We start from the raw sequence: 15,522 nt of genomic DNA, 5'->3' as shown, positions 1-15,522 counted from the left end.
CCTTTCCGGCTGTGTGAAATAGTGCAAAAACAGGGTTGCTTCTGCTCCTGTTTTTGTTTTATTTTACCGCCTATAATAGCAATTAGCGAGGAGAAATATATAGCGGAGGGAATATAAATATGAACAAAATTACACAGACAGCAACAACGCTTCCTGGCACTACCGAGATTAAAGATGAATTCTGGGGCCGTTATATCAAGCTTGTACAGGATGTTGTGATCCCTTATCAATATGAAGCGCTGCATGACCGTGTACCGGAAGCCGAGCCGAGCCATGCTATTGCCAATTTTGAAATCGCTGCCGGAAGAAAAAGCGGGGAATTCAAGGGCTGGGTGTTCCAGGACAGTGACGTGGCCAAATGGCTGGAAGCGGTCGGCTATTCTCTGAGCATTAGACGTGATCCGGAGCTGGAGCGCCAGGCGGATGAGGTTATTGATCTGGTCGGCGAAGCGCAGCAGCCTGACGGGTATCTGGATACTTATTTTATCGTTAAAGAACCGGGGAAACGCTGGACTAATCTTCAGGATTGCCATGAGCTCTATTGCGCCGGGCACTTCATCGAAGCAGCGGTTGCCTATTATGAAGCAACCGGCAAAGACAGGCTGCTGAACATTGTCCGGAAGCTGGTTGATCACATCGCTGAGGTTTTTGGACCGGAAGAGGGCAAGCTTAAAGGATATGACGGGCATCAGGAGATCGAACTGGCGCTGGTGAAGCTGTACAAGCTTACGGGTGAACAGAAATATCTGGAGCTTAGCAGCTTTTTCATCGACCAGCGCGGGCAGGAGCCTAACTTTCTCCGTCAGGAGTGGGAGGACCGGGGGCAGGTTACCCACTGGAGCGGCAAAACGGACAAAACTGATCTGGCGTATCTGCAGGCGCATCTGCCGGTCCGTGAGCAAAGTGTGGCAGTAGGACACTCTGTACGGGCGGTCTATATGTATACAGCGATGGCAGATTTAGCTGCACTTACCAATGACACCGGGCTGCGTGAAGCCTGCGAACGGCTGTGGCAGAATATGACGCAGAAGCAGATGTATGTAACCGGCGGAATCGGCTCTACCCATCACGGTGAAGCGTTCACCTTTGATTATGACCTGCCTAATGACACTGTATACGCGGAGACCTGTGCTTCCATTGGCCTAATCTTTTTCGCCAAGCGGATGCTGGAGCTTACTCCAGATGCCAAATATGCGGATGTGATGGAACGGGCGCTGTACAATAATGTGCTCGGCTCTATGGCACAGGACGGCAAGCATTACTTCTATGTGAATCCGCTGGAAGTGTGGCCGCAGGCCTGCAGCTGTAATCCGGGCAAGCATCATGTAAAGGCAGAGCGTCAGGGCTGGTTCGGCTGCGCCTGCTGCCCGCCGAATGTAGCGCGTCTGCTAACTTCCCTGAACCAGTACATTTATTCGGTACACGGCGATACGCTATATACGAACCTGTACATCGGCAGTGAATCCAGCTTCAAGCTTGGCGGGCAGGAGGTTGCGGTCAGCCAGCAGAGCAGCTATCCGTGGGAAGGTAAGATACAGCTGAAGATAGACCCGGCTGCGGCAGCAAAATTTGGTATCGCGGTACGTATTCCAGCCTGGAGCGCAAGTGCGGAGCTCACTGTTAACGGAGAGGCAGTTGATATTGCTTCCGTTCTGGAGCAGGGCTATGCCGTTATCCGCCGCACCTGGACAGCAGGAGATGTCATTGAATTGAGCTTCCCTATGACAGCAACCCGTGTCTACGCCCACCCGCAGCTGCGGGCGGATGCCGGCCAGACAGCCATTCAGCGGGGACCGCTGGTCTATTGTCTGGAGGAAGCGGATAACGGGGCAACGCTCAGCTCCATTTCGCTGGATGAAGCAGGAGCATTCACTGAGCGCTTTGACGATTCGCTGCTCGGCGGAGCTGTTGTAGTGAAGACAGATGGCTTCCGGATCGATGAGGGAAGCTGGAACGGAGGCTTGTACGGCAGTATGAAGGCCGGGGTTACGCCTGTTGAGGTTACCGCTGTCCCGTATTACCTGTGGGGCAACCGCGGCAGCGGCGAGATGAAGGTTTGGGTCCGGAGTTAGCTGCTGTAAGGCAACAGAGCAGGCGTTACACAGTTGTATAACCAATAACCACACCAGGAGATGGTTCAGAACGCATTAGTATTGAGGCTTGGAGCGGGTGTATTGTATTCCAGGCAGCAAATGTTAAGAGATCGGGGCATGAGTGGTGTGCTGCAGGCAAGCAAGGCTAAGAAGCCGGAGCTTTATGCTGCAGGCAGCAACTTTTTGCACGGTGCGGGCGTCTCATATAGTATCCGGTACAAGGAGGATCCTTTTATGAGACGCTTTTTAATTACACTGCCTGTGCTTGCAGCCCTGCTGCTGGCAGGCTGTGGAAACGGCGCCCAGCTGAACGGTGCAGGCGGACAGGCTGCTGAAGCAACGCTGCTGCCGTCAGGGACGCCGCAGGCGACAGCTGCGCTTCAAGCGGAAGCGACAGAGCAGGCATCAGCCTCACCGCAGGGAGAAGCAGCTACACAGTCCGCGCCAGAAGCAGACGCCAGTGCTGAGACGTCAGGCGGACAGGAAAATGCTGCGCAGCAGGCTGCTGACATAACGCAATCTATACGCGAAATTGCTTTTGATATTGATGGTATTGCTGACCCTATCGTTAATGATGAGATCAAGGCCAGCCTGAAAGAAGCGCTGGGAGGAATTGTGAATGAGGATCTGGAGCAATTCAACCGTGCGTTTACAACGCCGGAGCTGGCCCAGGCGAATGAGTACGGATTTAAGACTGGAGGAGGAATTACCTTTACCGGTGTGGATTATATCTCAGGGCAGTCCAGCGGCAGGGTAGTAATGAACGTGAATTACCAATGGATTACCGCAGACGGCGAAGTGAGGTCCGACAGTCCGAATTACTGGTTCATGCAGAGCAAGGAAGGCAAGTGGGGCTTGGTTACGATTGACTGATCTGGGGGAAACGTTCGATTGCTTAGTTAATATAAGATGCTGTAGTGTACTGCTTATACCAGACTTCTTAGAGCATACTTTAATTTCAGTACCTTCTTATCTTTAATGCTGTAAAAAGACGCCTTACTCTATGCCATAACCGTATCCTTCCTTATAACCTGACTGTGGAGGCTCTCAACTACCATGACTAGGTGTTTAACTGTACTTTGTGCAACTAAAACGCCTATTTTTTTGCGAAAATGGAATTTAACTGCACTTTGTACACTTAAAAGTACTAAAAAACTCCGAATTAGGCTATCTTTCCAGTTTTAGCTGCACGAAATACACTTAAAACGTGCCGAGGCAGATTTTTGCCGGATTTAGTTGTATAAAATGCAGTAAGGCTGGCATGTTCGAACCTGCTTGAGAAAACTTTGTTTAAGGGAGCAGGCGGATGTGCGCTGGATGTATTTTGTATAATAGACTGCTTAACGAACCTAATGTTCACCCGGATTGTCTAGCATCTAGTGTGCAACATACAAAAGATTCAGCATAAAGAGTAAATTGAGCCTAGCAGAAGTATTCAGCAACGCCACTAGCATGCACATTTGGGTAGTAGCTCCCAGCGACAGCAGCATAACCCTCGCAGCATTCAACCTATCAGCCGTACACAAAGAACCCGGTTAAGCCGCAATTGCGGATAACCGGGTTCTTAAGCCTATATAAGTGTTACTCACAAGTTAGCTTAATTCCGCCTAAGCGGATTCAGCAGTTTAATTAACCAAGCTCCACTACAACCCGGTGCACAGCGCCGTCGCCGACTGGGGTGATAATGTTGCCTTCAACAGCAGCGCCGTCGAGAGTCAGGCTGGCAACGCCCTTGGACACATGGTTCGGGTTCTTGATCGTGATGACATAAGTGTCGCCGCGGAAGACGCGGGTGATTTCGAAGCCATCCCACTCGGAAGGGATGCAAGGATCAACCTTCAGACCGGCAAAGTCAGCCTGAATACCAAGGATCGACTGGGTAATCGCTACATAGTTCCATGCAGCTGTACCTGTCAGCCAGGAGTTCTTCGCTTCACCGTGACGCACAGCGTCTTTACCGGCGATCATCTGCGAATACACATAAGGCTCCATACGGTGCACTTCACTGATATCCTCCAGGTAGGCCGGAGCGATTTTTTTGTAGATTTCGAACGCTCTGTCCCCATGTCCAAGCACGGTTTCGGCGATCATGATCCACGGGTTGTTGTGGCAGAAAATACCGGCATTTTCCTTGTAGCCCGGAGGGTACGTAGAAATTTCACCAAGGTTCAGATAGTACTTGGAGTAAGCAGGCTGTTGCAACACGATACCGTATTCAGTATCCAGGTGCTCTTCTACAGAAGTCAGGGCCTTGGCTGCCTGGCCGCCTTCAACACCGATGCCGGCCATAACGCAGATACCCTGCGGCTCGATGAAGATTTTGCCTTCTTCATTCTCGTTGCTGCCGATCTTATCGCCGTAGTGGTCATAAGCGCGCAGGAACCAGTCTCCGTCAAAGCCGTGAGTCAGCGTGATTTCACGCATATTGTCGATCTTCGCTACAGCGTCTGCAGCTGCATCGTCAAGTCCGCGCAAGCGGCAGATTTCTGCATAGTCCGGTCCGACGAAGACGAATAGTCCGGCGATGAATACGGATTCTGCTGTACCGCCTGCGATATTCTCAGTGGTCTGGAACGATTCGCCCGGCACGGTAGAGAAGCAGTTCAGGTTGAGGCAGTCATTCCAGTCCGCGCGGCCGATCAGCGGCAGGCCATGAGGTCCGAGGTTGTTCGTAACATGCTCAAAGGACAGCTTCAAGTGTTCAAACAGGGTAGCAGTATGGTCAGGATTGCTGTCAAATGGAACCTGCTCATCAAGAATGGAATAATCGCCGGTTTCCTTAATGTAGGCAGCTGTTCCCGAGATCAGCCAGAGTGGATCATCATTGAAGCCGGAGCCGACTTCGTTGTTGCCCTTTTTGGTAAGCGGCTGGTACTGGTGATACGCGCTGCCGTCAGGGAACTGGGTAGCAGCGATGTCGAGAATACGTTCTCTGGCACGCTCAGGGATCTGGTGAACGAAGCCGAGCAAATCCTGGTTGGAATCGCGGAAGCCCATACCGCGGCCGATCCCGGATTCGAAGTAGGAAGCGGAACGGGACATGTTGAACGTAACCATACACTGGTACGGATTCCAGATGTTAACCATCCGGTTCAGCTTGTCATCACCGCTCTGGATCTGGTATTTGGACAGCAGGTTATCCCAGTGTGCAGCCAGGACAGCAAGTGCAGCGTCAACCTGCTCGTCTGTGGCGAACTGGTCGATAACAGCCTGTGCCGGTTTTTTGTTGATGACATTCAGTGCTTCCCATTTCTCATCTTCCGGATTCTCGATGTAACCGAGAACGAAGATGAAGGATTGCTGTTCGCCCGGTTCAAGCGTAATCTCCAGAGCGTGGGAGCCGATTGGCGACCAGCCGGAGGCTACGGAATTGTTAGCCTGTCCGGAAGCAACCACCTCAGGGTTGTCCAGTCCGTTGAACATGCCAAGGAAGGATTCACGGTCAGTGTCGAAGCCGGCCAGCGGTTTATTTACAGAATAGAAAGCGTAGTGGTCTCTGCGCTCACGGTATTCGGTTTTGTGATAGATAACGGAATCCTTGACTTCAACTTCACCGATGCTCAGGTTGCGCTGGAAGTTGGTCATATCATCATGGGCATTCCACAGACAGAACTCGGCAAAGGAGAACAGCTTAACTGTTTTCTTCACATCGCCGGTGTTCTTAACGATGAGGCGGTGTACTTCAGCATTGTGGCCCATCGGTACAAAAGCAAGCTGGTTAACGGAGATACCGTTACGCTCACCAGTGATGGACGTGTAGCCAAGACCGTGGCGGCACTCGTAGAAATCAAGGTCACGCTTAACCGGCATCCAGCCCGGAGTCCAGAAATCACCATCGTCGTGCAGGTAGTAGTAACGGCCGCCGTTGTCCAGCGGAATATTGTTATACCGGTAACGGGTAAGTCTTCTCATGCGTGCATCACGGTAGAAGGTGTAACCGCCGGCAGTATTGGAAATAAGACCAAAGAATTGCTCGTTACCGAGGTAGTTGATCCATGGATAAGGTGTTTTAGGAGTGTTAATTACGTACTCTTTGCGAGTGTCGTCAAAAGTTCCGAATTTCATTTAGGAGAGTCTCCTTTCGATTGTGAACGCGCGTTTACGGGAGTCGGAAAAAATTCCCTCGGGGCAAAGGGAGTTTCTCGCAAAAACGGCACCCATCCTGTTCAGGATGGCTAAACCGTTGCTGCTTGCTTATTCAGGTTGCTTTCGGCGGCTGACAGGAATCTCGTTCGACCAGCCGGGCCGGAAAGCTGATGGTGCTGAAGGTCGGCTGCTGTGAATCACAGAGCTCGATGACCTTCTCGACGGCAGCCTTGGACATTTCATAAATCGGCAGGCGCACAGAGGTGAGCTTGGGATGGATGCGGGCAGCGAGCTGCACATCATCGAATCCGGCAATCGAGATGTCCTCAGGCACGGAAATACCGTGCTCAGCGAGCGCTTCCATGGCCGAAATCGCCATATCGTCATTGGAGGAGAAGAAAGCGGTCGGCAGCGGATTACCCGAAGCAATCAGCTGTTTAACCTCTTCATAAGCCTTCTCCTTCAGGAAATCGCCCTGCAGGACAAACTGTTCATTGGGAATAAGCCCGTGGCGCTTGAGCGTATCCGCGTAAGCCATGTAACGCTCTCTGCCGGAATAAGTGTTCATACGTCCGCAGATCATGCCGATTTCTTTGTGGCCAAGTCCGATCAGATGCTCAATGGCTTCGACCGTGCCCTCATAATCCTTGGAGTTAACAATAGCCAGATGATTGCGGTCCAGATGCTCTGCCATGATCTCCGAAATATCATAATCAATCAGCACAAGCGGGGAATCAAGCCCTACCATTTCCCGCACGATATCAATATCCTTCTGGGTGCCGACGATGATGCCGCCATCGATCCGTTTCTGCAGGAAAGCCTGCTTGACCTTCAGGAAATCATCGGGGGAGTATACGGTGTGGATCAGCACATAACAGCCTCTGGCATTCGCCGTGTCGACTACGGCATCGACGAACGGTGCAAAGTAGTTATTCTGGTAGATCCGGGTCGTGTTCTCCTTCTCGTTCATGCTGATGGCGAAAAGTCCGATTGTATCGGTCTTCTTGCCGGCCAGAGCCCTGGCAAAGCTGTTAGGCTCATACTGATGCTGCTCAATAATCTTCAGCACCTTGGCCCGCGTCTCTTCAGGGACATTCGAATAGTTGTTGATCACGCGGGACACCGTGCTTCGGGACACCCCTGCGAGCCTCGCGATATCTTCGCTGCGCATATTGCCCCCTTTTTGCCAACCAGATTGGAAGGCATGGCGTTTCTATTTGTAAACGCGCGTTTATGAGTTCATTGTAAAATATAATGTCCCGGAAATCAATCCTCTTTTTACAATTATCTTTTTGAAAAACTGGTGAACAGAAGCTACTATAATAGAATAGATTCAATATAAGTAAATGGAAGCAGAACTATATAGAAACGGGTCAGGTGATGAAGTGTCAGTGCTGTCAATAAAACAACTGGAGAGCTATACCGAACACTCTGTTGTATTTCCCGCATTTACAATGGAGGTTTCCCGGCATGAAGCGGTTGCGCTGCATACGGGCATGAACGCACGGGCTGTGCTCCTCGGCATTCTTACAGGCAAATTGCCTGTGGCTGAAGGCGAAATTACAATTAATGGCCATATATATACCGGACGTATCCGGCAGGCGGTGCCTGAGATTGCTTTTATGCTGTTGGAGGAAGGGGAATACACCAGGTTAACGGTAAAAGAGAACCTGCGCTTTTACAGTAAGCTGTATGGCTCCAGCCGGCCGGTGGATGAGGTAATCCGGATGGTCAGGCTTGATGCCAAAGCAGGTGTGCGTTTATCCGCTCTGAGCCATTCCGAGAGAAAACGTGTACAGTATGCCCGGCTGATTATCCAGGGTTCGCAACTGCTTGTCTGTGAGGAGCCGGACCAGAATGTCGATAACGAAACAAAGCTTGTGTTCAGGCGGCTTGTGCAGCAGCTGTGCGGCAGCGGTAAAGCGGTGCTTATTCTGACCGGTAACATGGAGACTGCGCTCAGTACAACTAACCGGGTATACCGGCTGGATGAAAAGGGACTCCAGGCTTTTGATATCCAAGGTGAAGAGGACCAGACTGAAGGGTTAGCCGAAGCTGAGCCGAATCTTTTAGATATAGCAGAGGAAGAAGCAGTTAATGAGGCAGAGCAGACGCTCCGGCTGTTCCGTTTTGAGAAAATCCCAACCCGCATAAACGACAAAATCATTTTGTTCAATCCGCCGGAAGTTGATTATGTCGAGAGCAGTGACGGTCAGACCCAGCTTTCAATAGGGGGTGAGCTGTATCCGACGACTTTTAAAATTAATGAGCTGGAGGAGCGTCTGCATTCCTACGGATTTTTCCGCTGCCACCGTTCTTATCTCGTTAATCTCCAGAAGGTCCGTGAGGTCATCACGTTCACCCGGAACAGCTACAGTCTTGTGCTCGATGATGCGGCGAAGACCTCGGTCCCGTTGTCTAAGACTAAGATGGCCGAATTAAAGGAAATGATGGGGCTGAAATAGCTCCATTCAGGGATACATATGCTCCATTCAACTTCTTTTGTGCTCCGTTCACGGTGATTTTAATGCGCTGCTGCTGCTTTTCCCGTAAGATTTGGACATAGACAGCACAAGACGGAGGATGAGCAGGGGATGGAGAATATTATTGAAGTCACTTCATTGCAGAAAGCATTCGGGTCTTCCCGGGCGCTAAAGGATGTCACGTTCAGTGTGAAAAGAGGAGAAATTTTCGGGTTCCTCGGACCCAGCGGCTCTGGTAAAACAACTACTATTAAAATCCTGACAGCCCAGCTGAGGCCGACATCCGGAAGCGCGTATGCATTTGGTGTAAGCACTGAGCAGTTAAATTCTGAGAAGTACCGGCAAAAGGTCGGAATCATCACAGACAATACCGCCTTGTACGGAAGGCTGAATGTCTACGATAATCTGAAGCTGTACTGCGATCTTTACGGCGTGCCGTATCAAAGAATCGCTGAGGTGCTCCAGATGGTTAATCTGGCGGGTGAAGAGAAGAAGCCTGTATCCAAGCTGTCGAAAGGGATGCTGCAGCGGGTTATTCTGGCAAGGGCATTTCTGCACGAGCCTGAGCTGCTGTTCCTGGATGAGCCGACTTCGGCGCTGGATCCGGTCAATACAAAGCATATTCATGAAGGGCTGCTTCTATTAAAGGAGAAGGGCACGACGATTTTCCTGACGACACATGACATGAACGAGGCAGAGGCGTTATGCGACCGGGTTGCGTTCCTGAACGACGGGGAAATCCGGCTTCTGGACAGCCCCAAAAAGCTGCGCCAGCAGCGGGGCGAGCCCACTCTGACGGTCGAGCTGGCCGACGGCAGCATGGTCATTGTCCCGAAGGGGCCTGAAGGTGCGGACCAGATGTTCCGTTATATGAGCTCGAACCAGCTTGTTTCCGTGCAATCGAATCATCCGACACTAGGCGATATATTTGTAGAAGTGACAGGGAGGAAGCTGGCATGACCTTTTCAACGAGAAGAATATTTGCTATTCTGCAAAAGGATTATAAGGACTTGTCCCGCAATTTGTTCGTATCCACCACATTAATTATGCCGCTCCTGATGGCTGTTTTATTCGGCCGCATGGGGATTGAAGGCATTGCTTCTCATTATTTAATCATTAATTTGGGCTTCATCCTGGTAGGGGCTTATGTCCAGTCCTCCCTGATTGCTGAGGAGAAGGAGAAGAACACGCTGCGCGGACTGATGTTGTCACCGGCCAGTACACTGGAAATCTTTTGCGGAAAAAGCCTGCTGAGCTTTATCGCCACAGCTGTTGTTGTTGCCGGATCAATCTGGCTCAGCGGCTATAATCCCCGGAATTTGGCTGTAATTGCTATTGCGCTCGTGTTATCCGCTGTGTTCTATGTTGGACTAGGTACGCTGATCGGATTGTTTACCAAATCGGTTATGGAGGCCTCGGTAGTTATCGTTCCGGTTATGTTCATCTTCAGCTCCGGCTCTTTCCTCACTCCGTTTATCGATAAATATCCGGTACTGGCTGTGGTAGAATACATGCCGAACCTTCAATTGCTGGAGCTGGCGAACCGTGTTGAGGCTGGTGCCGGTCTGGGCGATGTTTTGCTTCATCTTCTGGTCATCCTGGCATGGGTGCTCGTCATTCATGCGGTTGCCGCCTATGTGTATAAGAAGCGGATGGTGGATGAATAGAACTGAGTAGGCCAAGAGAGGGGCAGTCTGTGACCGGCATGGTTGAATACAGCTGTCTCTGTTTGCTGCTATGTCCAGATAATGAACGAGTTTGTATAAAAAATCCGCTGAGAAAGTGCATTGAAACTTCGCTCAGGCATGCTAGTATTGAGCATATGATTATTGAGAATGATAATCAATTACATCAATGGTCGGGAGTGGAGAGTTCAATGGTACAACGGGGTCGGAAATATATCTGGGCAGCAATGCTCCTAATGGTAATGGCTGTACTGGCTGCCTGCGGAGACAATGACAACGCAGCCAGCGGAAATGCCGCGCAGACAGAGAATGCGGCGGAGACTGCAGCAAGCAGTGCACCGGACAGTAATACAGCAGCAGAAACAGACAATTCAGGCGGCGCTGAAGGCGAAATGCGCACTGTAACCGGAGAATTCGGTGATGTTCAGATTCCGGCGCATCCGCAGCGGGTTGCCGGTATTTATGTAGAGGATTATCTGAAGGCACTGGGTGTTACACCGGTGGTGCAATGGTATCATCCGAGCTGGGGCAAGCAGGATTATCTCGGACTGGATGTACCGGAGTTTGATATAACAGGCAGTATGGAGGCACTGCTGGACCAGAATCCGGATCTGATCATTCTGGACGGCGGTGCAGACAAAACAGCCTACGAGAACTATTCCAAGGTAGCACCGACTTACCGGCTGCCTGAGGCGGTACTTCAGGATTCCAGACTGATGCTTGCTGCGATTGCTGATGCCCTGGGAATTCCGGAAAAAGCCGAGAGCGTGCTGGCTGAGTATGACGCAAAGTTGGTGGACGGTAAAGCCAAGCTGCAGCAGGCAATCGGCCAGGAGAAGGTAGCTGTAATCCGGCTCAATGTAGCGGATAAGTCGTTTGCCTTGTTCGGCGTCAAAAACCGTTATACCGGGGTTATTTATGATCAGTTCGGGCTAACGCCTGTTGATATGGCAGCAGAAATGTCGGACTACCAGTCGATTATCTCTGAAGAGGTGATTCCGGAGCTGGGCGCTGATCATATCATTGTGTTCCTGGATAACGGTGATTGGGACACGCCTGAGAATCAGGATGCCCTAAGCATTCTGGACGGGCCGCTTTGGAAGAACATTCCGGCAGTGAAGAACGGAAATATTTACAAAATGGAACGTTCACACTGGCAGTCCGGTGCCATTACCGCTAATTCCATGAAGCTTAATGATCTGCTTGAGGCGATAGTTAAATAGTCCATTCCCTTGAGAGCAAATATTGAAGAAGGTCTATCAGCATGGTTGATAGGCCTTCTTTTTTGTTTTACACTGAATAGATGAAAATCATTCTCAGTTAGGAGACGAAGCAATGGAGGACAGGGGAGCTGATGGTCCATACCCTTACAGACTGTTATATAACCTTAATAGTATAGAGACATTTGCGCAGCCGTGGTCCGATAACAGGCAACCCGGCTGCTATCCGGTTCCGGCTCTGATTATAGTATCAGACGGGCAGGGCTGGATTGAAGCAGGCGGGCAGCGTTACCAGCTGGACAAGGGCGCCGGATTTCTGTTTGAATGCGGAGCAGCGGGCCGGATCAGTGCGGGGGAGCAGGGGGTGAGCTTTTACCGGCTGAATTTTGAAGTTATTGCTTCCGGAGAGAACGGGATGTACGCAATGCATAATTTCCCTGAGGAAGGGCTGCTGCAGTCTGGTCCGATACAGTGCCGTCCCTTCCCGCAAATCATTATGCTGCTGGAATCGATTCAACAGTGCCTTAGAAGCTTAGAGCATATAGAGCACTTTGCCGCCCAGAGCCGGTTCCAGGAACTGCTGCTGCTGCTTATGCGTGCCAATCCCTATGCAGCTGTACCTGTGGATGAACGGACGGCGGTTCAGCGTTCTATTCAATATATGCAGGAGCATTTCAATGAAACGGTAACAGTTGACGGGCTGGCTGAGATTGCGGGCCTGGGACGCAGCCGCTTTACGAGACTGTTCAAGGAACAGACCGGCCAGATTCCGCTGGAGTACCTTAACGGACTGCGGATTGAACGGGCACAGCAGCAGCTGCTGATGAGTAAAGACCGGCTGCATGAGATTGCTCTGGCGGTGGGCTACAGCAATGAGTACTATTTCAGCCGCCGTTTTAAGGGGAGCGTCGGGGTTACACCTGGCAAGTACAGAAGCCTTTACCAGGAGGGGACACGGATATTCGCCCCGTTTCTGGAGGATTATCTGCTGGCTCTGGGCATCATGCCTGTTGCGCAGTACTGTCATGCGGATTGGGGTAAGCAGGATTACCTTGGGCTTCACCAGATTCCGGCGTTTGATATTTCCACCGGCGACTGGCAGGGGCTGTCCCGTTATACGCCGGAGCTGATTATGCTTGATGACGGCTTTCAGCGCTGGCATCTTGAGGAATGCAGTCAGGTAGCGCCATTGTTCAAGCTTCCGTTTCATCAGGAGAATTGGCGTGCTACCCTGCGTTCAGCGGCAGCGATTTTCGGCCGGTCCGGAAGCGTTCAGGAGGTTATTGGCAGTTATGAGGACAAGGTGCGTGCAGCAAGAGAGCGGCTCAGCCGATCAGCAGGTATGCAGACTGTAGCGGTGCTGCGGATCTCTTCCGCGGGCATTATGCTGTACGGATGTGACGGGCTGGGTTATACGGGAGGTGTGCTGCATAGCGACCTCGGGCTGCAGCCGCATCCCTTAGTCCGTCAGCTGTGCCGGGGGCAGAAGCAGGTGAATCTCAGCCTGGAGGCACTTGCACAGCTGACGGCAGATCATCTGTTCATTACCTTTGACCGCCAGATGGGGGAGGGCCGTGAGCTGCTTGAAAGTCCGCTCTGGAGCAGCCTGCCGGCTGCACGCAGCGGCTGTGTCTACGAGATGGATTTTATGGCCTGGATGAATTATGGCGTGATGTCGCACCACCGCAAAATTGCTGATGTACTGCAGGTTCTGGCGTGAGGCTGATTCGCGCAAGGGACACCTGACATAGCAAATAACAATTATTAGGAATATGACTAATGATAATGCTTTCATAGAAAAACAAGGTTATTCTTTATTTGGAACTAATAGGTAATCATCTGGAGGTTTCATAATAACCATTCTATGGAGGTATGTATGAAAAAGATCATTTCCGTTCTTATGGCAGGCCTCATGTTAACAGCTAACACTACAGCAGTCTCGGCCGCGGAACAGCCGGAGCCGGCACCGTTGGTCACGCAGACAGATGCGGATGCGAGAATGCAAAGTATTTTATTTGATCAGGAAGAACTTCAGGACACTTCGGTTGATGAGGTGGCTGCGGCACAAGCTGTTCAGGAATTTCTTGGTCAAATATCGGTCTTTGAACAAAACGGCCTACAGAGAAGAGCCGGGGCGGAGCGTCAGGAAATAACGCCTTTGAAGGGGATAGATGAACGGACTTATTATAATATCGACCTTTATCAGGGTGACAGCTATACAGGCTACATCATTCTCGGAGATCTTGAAGGTAACGGTAATCTTGCCGTTATGGAGCATGGAACATCGCCTTCACCCGTCCAAAGAACGAACGCAGACCCCGCATTGGCTAATACAGAAATCCTCTATGGCGGGCCGCTGTTGTCTTATAGTGTAGAGGTTGATAAAGAACAGCAAGTATTTGATAAAACAGCGCTTAATGTTATCACAGGTGAGAGAATTTCAACAGATGCCCTGGCCTTTCAAATGCCTGAGTTCAGTATAGCTGCAGCCCAGCCTTCTCCGCCCAGCAGCGGCTATACTCAGATTACTTTCCCGTCCCAGAGTGTCTTTCTATCAAATGTGCAGGGCTCCTTGGGATTAGCTGAGAATTTTGGCTGCGGTCCTGCTGCCGGCACTAACCTCTTGTATTCGCTGGGGCAGCGCAATTCATCCTATAATGATATGCTCTGGTGGAAGGCTGATCCGGCAAGGGCTATGGATATGTATACTATGGGCAGTATTTTAGTGAACAGTATGTCTGCGATTTGGGGCACTACTTTTCCTGAATTCAAAGACGGGCTTAATTCATATTTAAGCAATTATAATCATAGTCCTTACTTAGCGTCGCAATTGAGAAGTGATAACACCAATCTCGGTACTCCTACAACGACTTCTAATACATTGGTATGGGAAAATATCAAAACAGGCATCAACGGGAATAAACCGGTTGCTGTCCTCGCCGGCAAAAAAACGTCCACAGGCAGCACCACCTATCCTGATACGGGAAGTACCTCCAGCATGGTGTTTCACTGGTTTACAGCATTAGGCTACATTCAGGACAGTAATGCTAATATGTACATGAAGATAAGCAGCTGGGGCAATATCTATTATGTCAGCTACAATGCTTTATGCTATTGGAGAGATACGCTGGGTTCGGTGTATATCTATGCCAGCTATTAGAATCAGCTAACGGGGAGGGTTAACGTGGGTGTAGTATTAGTGCTCGTAGCTTCTATACTGTATCCGGCTCTACTATACAGGATATTCCGGCTCATCCATGACAAAAGCCGTCTGCGGTTGTATTGGATAATTGTGCCTTTATGCCTCATTATCAGCTTGTCCGTCCCGTTTCTGTATTCCTATATTATTAAGGATTCATCCGTCTTATTGTCGCTGGAAACCATGGTTGATTATTCGCTAAAATCGGGACTGCTCACTTTTCTGGTCATCCCTTCCGTTACAGCGGGCTTAATCTGTACATTGTATGGTTACCTGAGAATCAGCAGAGTGTCCGCCGCCCTTATGTCTGCAGTATGTATTGCAGGTGTGGCAGGGGTCGCGTTGGGAGGGAGCATGGCGGACCGACTGCTTAATGAACCGGCTATCCGCTGGGAGCAGCTTGGGACGAATGAAGTTAGCGGGGCTGAATTTTGGATTTTTGGTGACGGGCAAAATACGGAGAACCGTTACATAAAGCTGAATGAACAGGAGACGGATCGGGTTAGAACGATGCTTAACGCGATTCCGGAGTCTGCGATTAGCGAAATTCCATATGCTGAACGCACATTGGCTGCGGAAATTGGACTCAGCCTGAAAAAGAATGATCAGCGATCGATCCGGATTCAATATGACAAACATGAAATGTACGCTGCAATAACGGATAAGCGGAGTCAAAAGTATTTCTCAGTCCAATCCGGCGAGCTAAATGCCTTCTTTGATCAAAAGCTGCTGGAGTAAGGGCAAGCAGACGTAGAA

At 50.6% G+C, this 15,522-nt stretch carries 11 protein-coding genes; 9 read left to right on the top strand and 2 right to left on the bottom strand.

The genetic code is table 11. The features are described from left to right. Window positions 1-119 precede the first annotated feature (119 nt). Both BN3772_RS10985 and BN3772_RS10980 read left to right on the top strand, forming a co-directional pair. Complete coding sequence (locus BN3772_RS10985; RefSeq protein WP_042199407.1) at window positions 120-2,072, top strand: glycoside hydrolase family 127 protein; 1,953 nt, start codon at window positions 120-122, stop codon at window positions 2,070-2,072. A 255-nt stretch (window positions 2,073-2,327) separates the two neighbouring features. Continuing rightward, window positions 2,328-2,966, top strand: coding sequence for a hypothetical protein (locus tag BN3772_RS10980; protein WP_157643578.1), 639 nt, complete (start codon window positions 2,328-2,330; stop codon window positions 2,964-2,966). 756 nt (window positions 2,967-3,722) lie between these two features. Here BN3772_RS10980 and BN3772_RS10975 read toward each other — a convergent pair. Further along, window positions 3,723-6,158: a glycoside hydrolase family 94 protein gene (locus BN3772_RS10975; protein ID WP_042199405.1), complete on the bottom strand. Its 2,436-nt coding sequence runs from the start codon at window positions 6,156-6,158 to the stop codon at window positions 3,723-3,725. 133 nt (window positions 6,159-6,291) lie between these two features. Beyond that, window positions 6,292-7,350 (bottom strand): LacI family DNA-binding transcriptional regulator, encoded by a 1,059-nt coding sequence (locus tag BN3772_RS10970; RefSeq protein ID WP_042199404.1) that lies wholly within the window; start codon window positions 7,348-7,350, stop codon window positions 6,292-6,294. Window positions 7,351-7,570: 220 nt separating this feature from the next. Between BN3772_RS10970 and BN3772_RS10965 the strand changes: the two genes are divergently transcribed. The 7 genes from BN3772_RS10965 to BN3772_RS10935 all read left to right on the top strand — a co-directional run bounded on the left by BN3772_RS10965 (window position 7,571) and on the right by BN3772_RS10935 (window position 15,504). Further along, entirely contained in the window at window positions 7,571-8,644 is a 1,074-nt protein-coding gene (locus BN3772_RS10965; protein WP_244444716.1) for a LytTR family transcriptional regulator DNA-binding domain-containing protein, read from the top strand. Window positions 8,645-8,773: 129 nt separating this feature from the next. Further along, a complete protein-coding gene (locus BN3772_RS10960; RefSeq protein ID WP_042199402.1) occupies window positions 8,774-9,622 on the top strand; it encodes an ABC transporter ATP-binding protein in 849 nt (282 codons plus the stop codon). Continuing rightward, window positions 9,619-10,329, top strand: coding sequence for an ABC transporter permease (locus tag BN3772_RS10955; protein ID WP_042199400.1), 711 nt, complete (start codon window positions 9,619-9,621; stop codon window positions 10,327-10,329). The genes BN3772_RS10960 and BN3772_RS10955 overlap by 4 nt, the downstream gene beginning before the upstream one ends. A 209-nt stretch (window positions 10,330-10,538) precedes the next feature. After that, the gene (locus BN3772_RS10950) at window positions 10,539-11,570 is read left to right on the top strand and encodes an ABC transporter substrate-binding protein (RefSeq protein WP_042199399.1); all 1,032 of its coding nucleotides are present in this window, start codon (window positions 10,539-10,541) and stop codon (window positions 11,568-11,570) included. A gap of 112 nt (window positions 11,571-11,682) precedes the next feature. Then, window positions 11,683-13,287: a helix-turn-helix domain-containing protein gene (locus tag BN3772_RS10945; protein WP_042199398.1), complete on the top strand. Its 1,605-nt coding sequence runs from the start codon at window positions 11,683-11,685 to the stop codon at window positions 13,285-13,287. 156 nt (window positions 13,288-13,443) lie between these two features. Then, window positions 13,444-14,727 (top strand): hypothetical protein, encoded by a 1,284-nt coding sequence (locus BN3772_RS10940; RefSeq protein WP_042199397.1) that lies wholly within the window; start codon window positions 13,444-13,446, stop codon window positions 14,725-14,727. Window positions 14,728-14,751: 24 nt separating this feature from the next. Continuing rightward, window positions 14,752-15,504, top strand: coding sequence for a hypothetical protein (locus BN3772_RS10935; RefSeq protein WP_042199395.1), 753 nt, complete (start codon window positions 14,752-14,754; stop codon window positions 15,502-15,504). Window positions 15,505-15,522: the final 18 nt, after the last annotated feature.

This window comes from Paenibacillus camerounensis (assembly GCF_000723885.1).
GTDB lineage: Bacteria > Bacillota > Bacilli > Paenibacillales > Paenibacillaceae > Paenibacillus_AQ > Paenibacillus_AQ camerounensis.
Note: the sequence above shows the minus strand (reverse complement) of the source record. Positions and strands in the feature narration are given on the sequence as shown.

Bases quoted from the DNA above. Each gene is read 5' to 3' on its own strand.
- BN3772_RS10985 (WP_042199407.1), top strand. From the start codon at position 120: ATGAACAAAATTACACAGACAGCAACAACGCTTCCTGGCACTACCGAG.
- BN3772_RS10980 (WP_157643578.1), top strand. From the start codon at position 2,328: ATGAGACGCTTTTTAATTACACTGCCTGTGCTTGCAGCCCTGCTGCTG.
- BN3772_RS10975 (WP_042199405.1), bottom strand. From the start codon at position 6,158: ATGAAATTCGGAACTTTTGACGACACTCGCAAAGAGTACGTAATTAAC.
- BN3772_RS10970 (WP_042199404.1), bottom strand. From the start codon at position 7,350: ATGCGCAGCGAAGATATCGCGAGGCTCGCAGGGGTGTCCCGAAGCACG.
- BN3772_RS10960 (WP_042199402.1), top strand. From the start codon at position 8,774: ATGGAGAATATTATTGAAGTCACTTCATTGCAGAAAGCATTCGGGTCT.
- BN3772_RS10955 (WP_042199400.1), top strand. From the start codon at position 9,619: ATGACCTTTTCAACGAGAAGAATATTTGCTATTCTGCAAAAGGATTAT.
- BN3772_RS10950 (WP_042199399.1), top strand. From the start codon at position 10,539: ATGGTACAACGGGGTCGGAAATATATCTGGGCAGCAATGCTCCTAATG.
- BN3772_RS10945 (WP_042199398.1), top strand. From the start codon at position 11,683: ATGGAGGACAGGGGAGCTGATGGTCCATACCCTTACAGACTGTTATAT.
- BN3772_RS10940 (WP_042199397.1), top strand. From the start codon at position 13,444: ATGAAAAAGATCATTTCCGTTCTTATGGCAGGCCTCATGTTAACAGCT.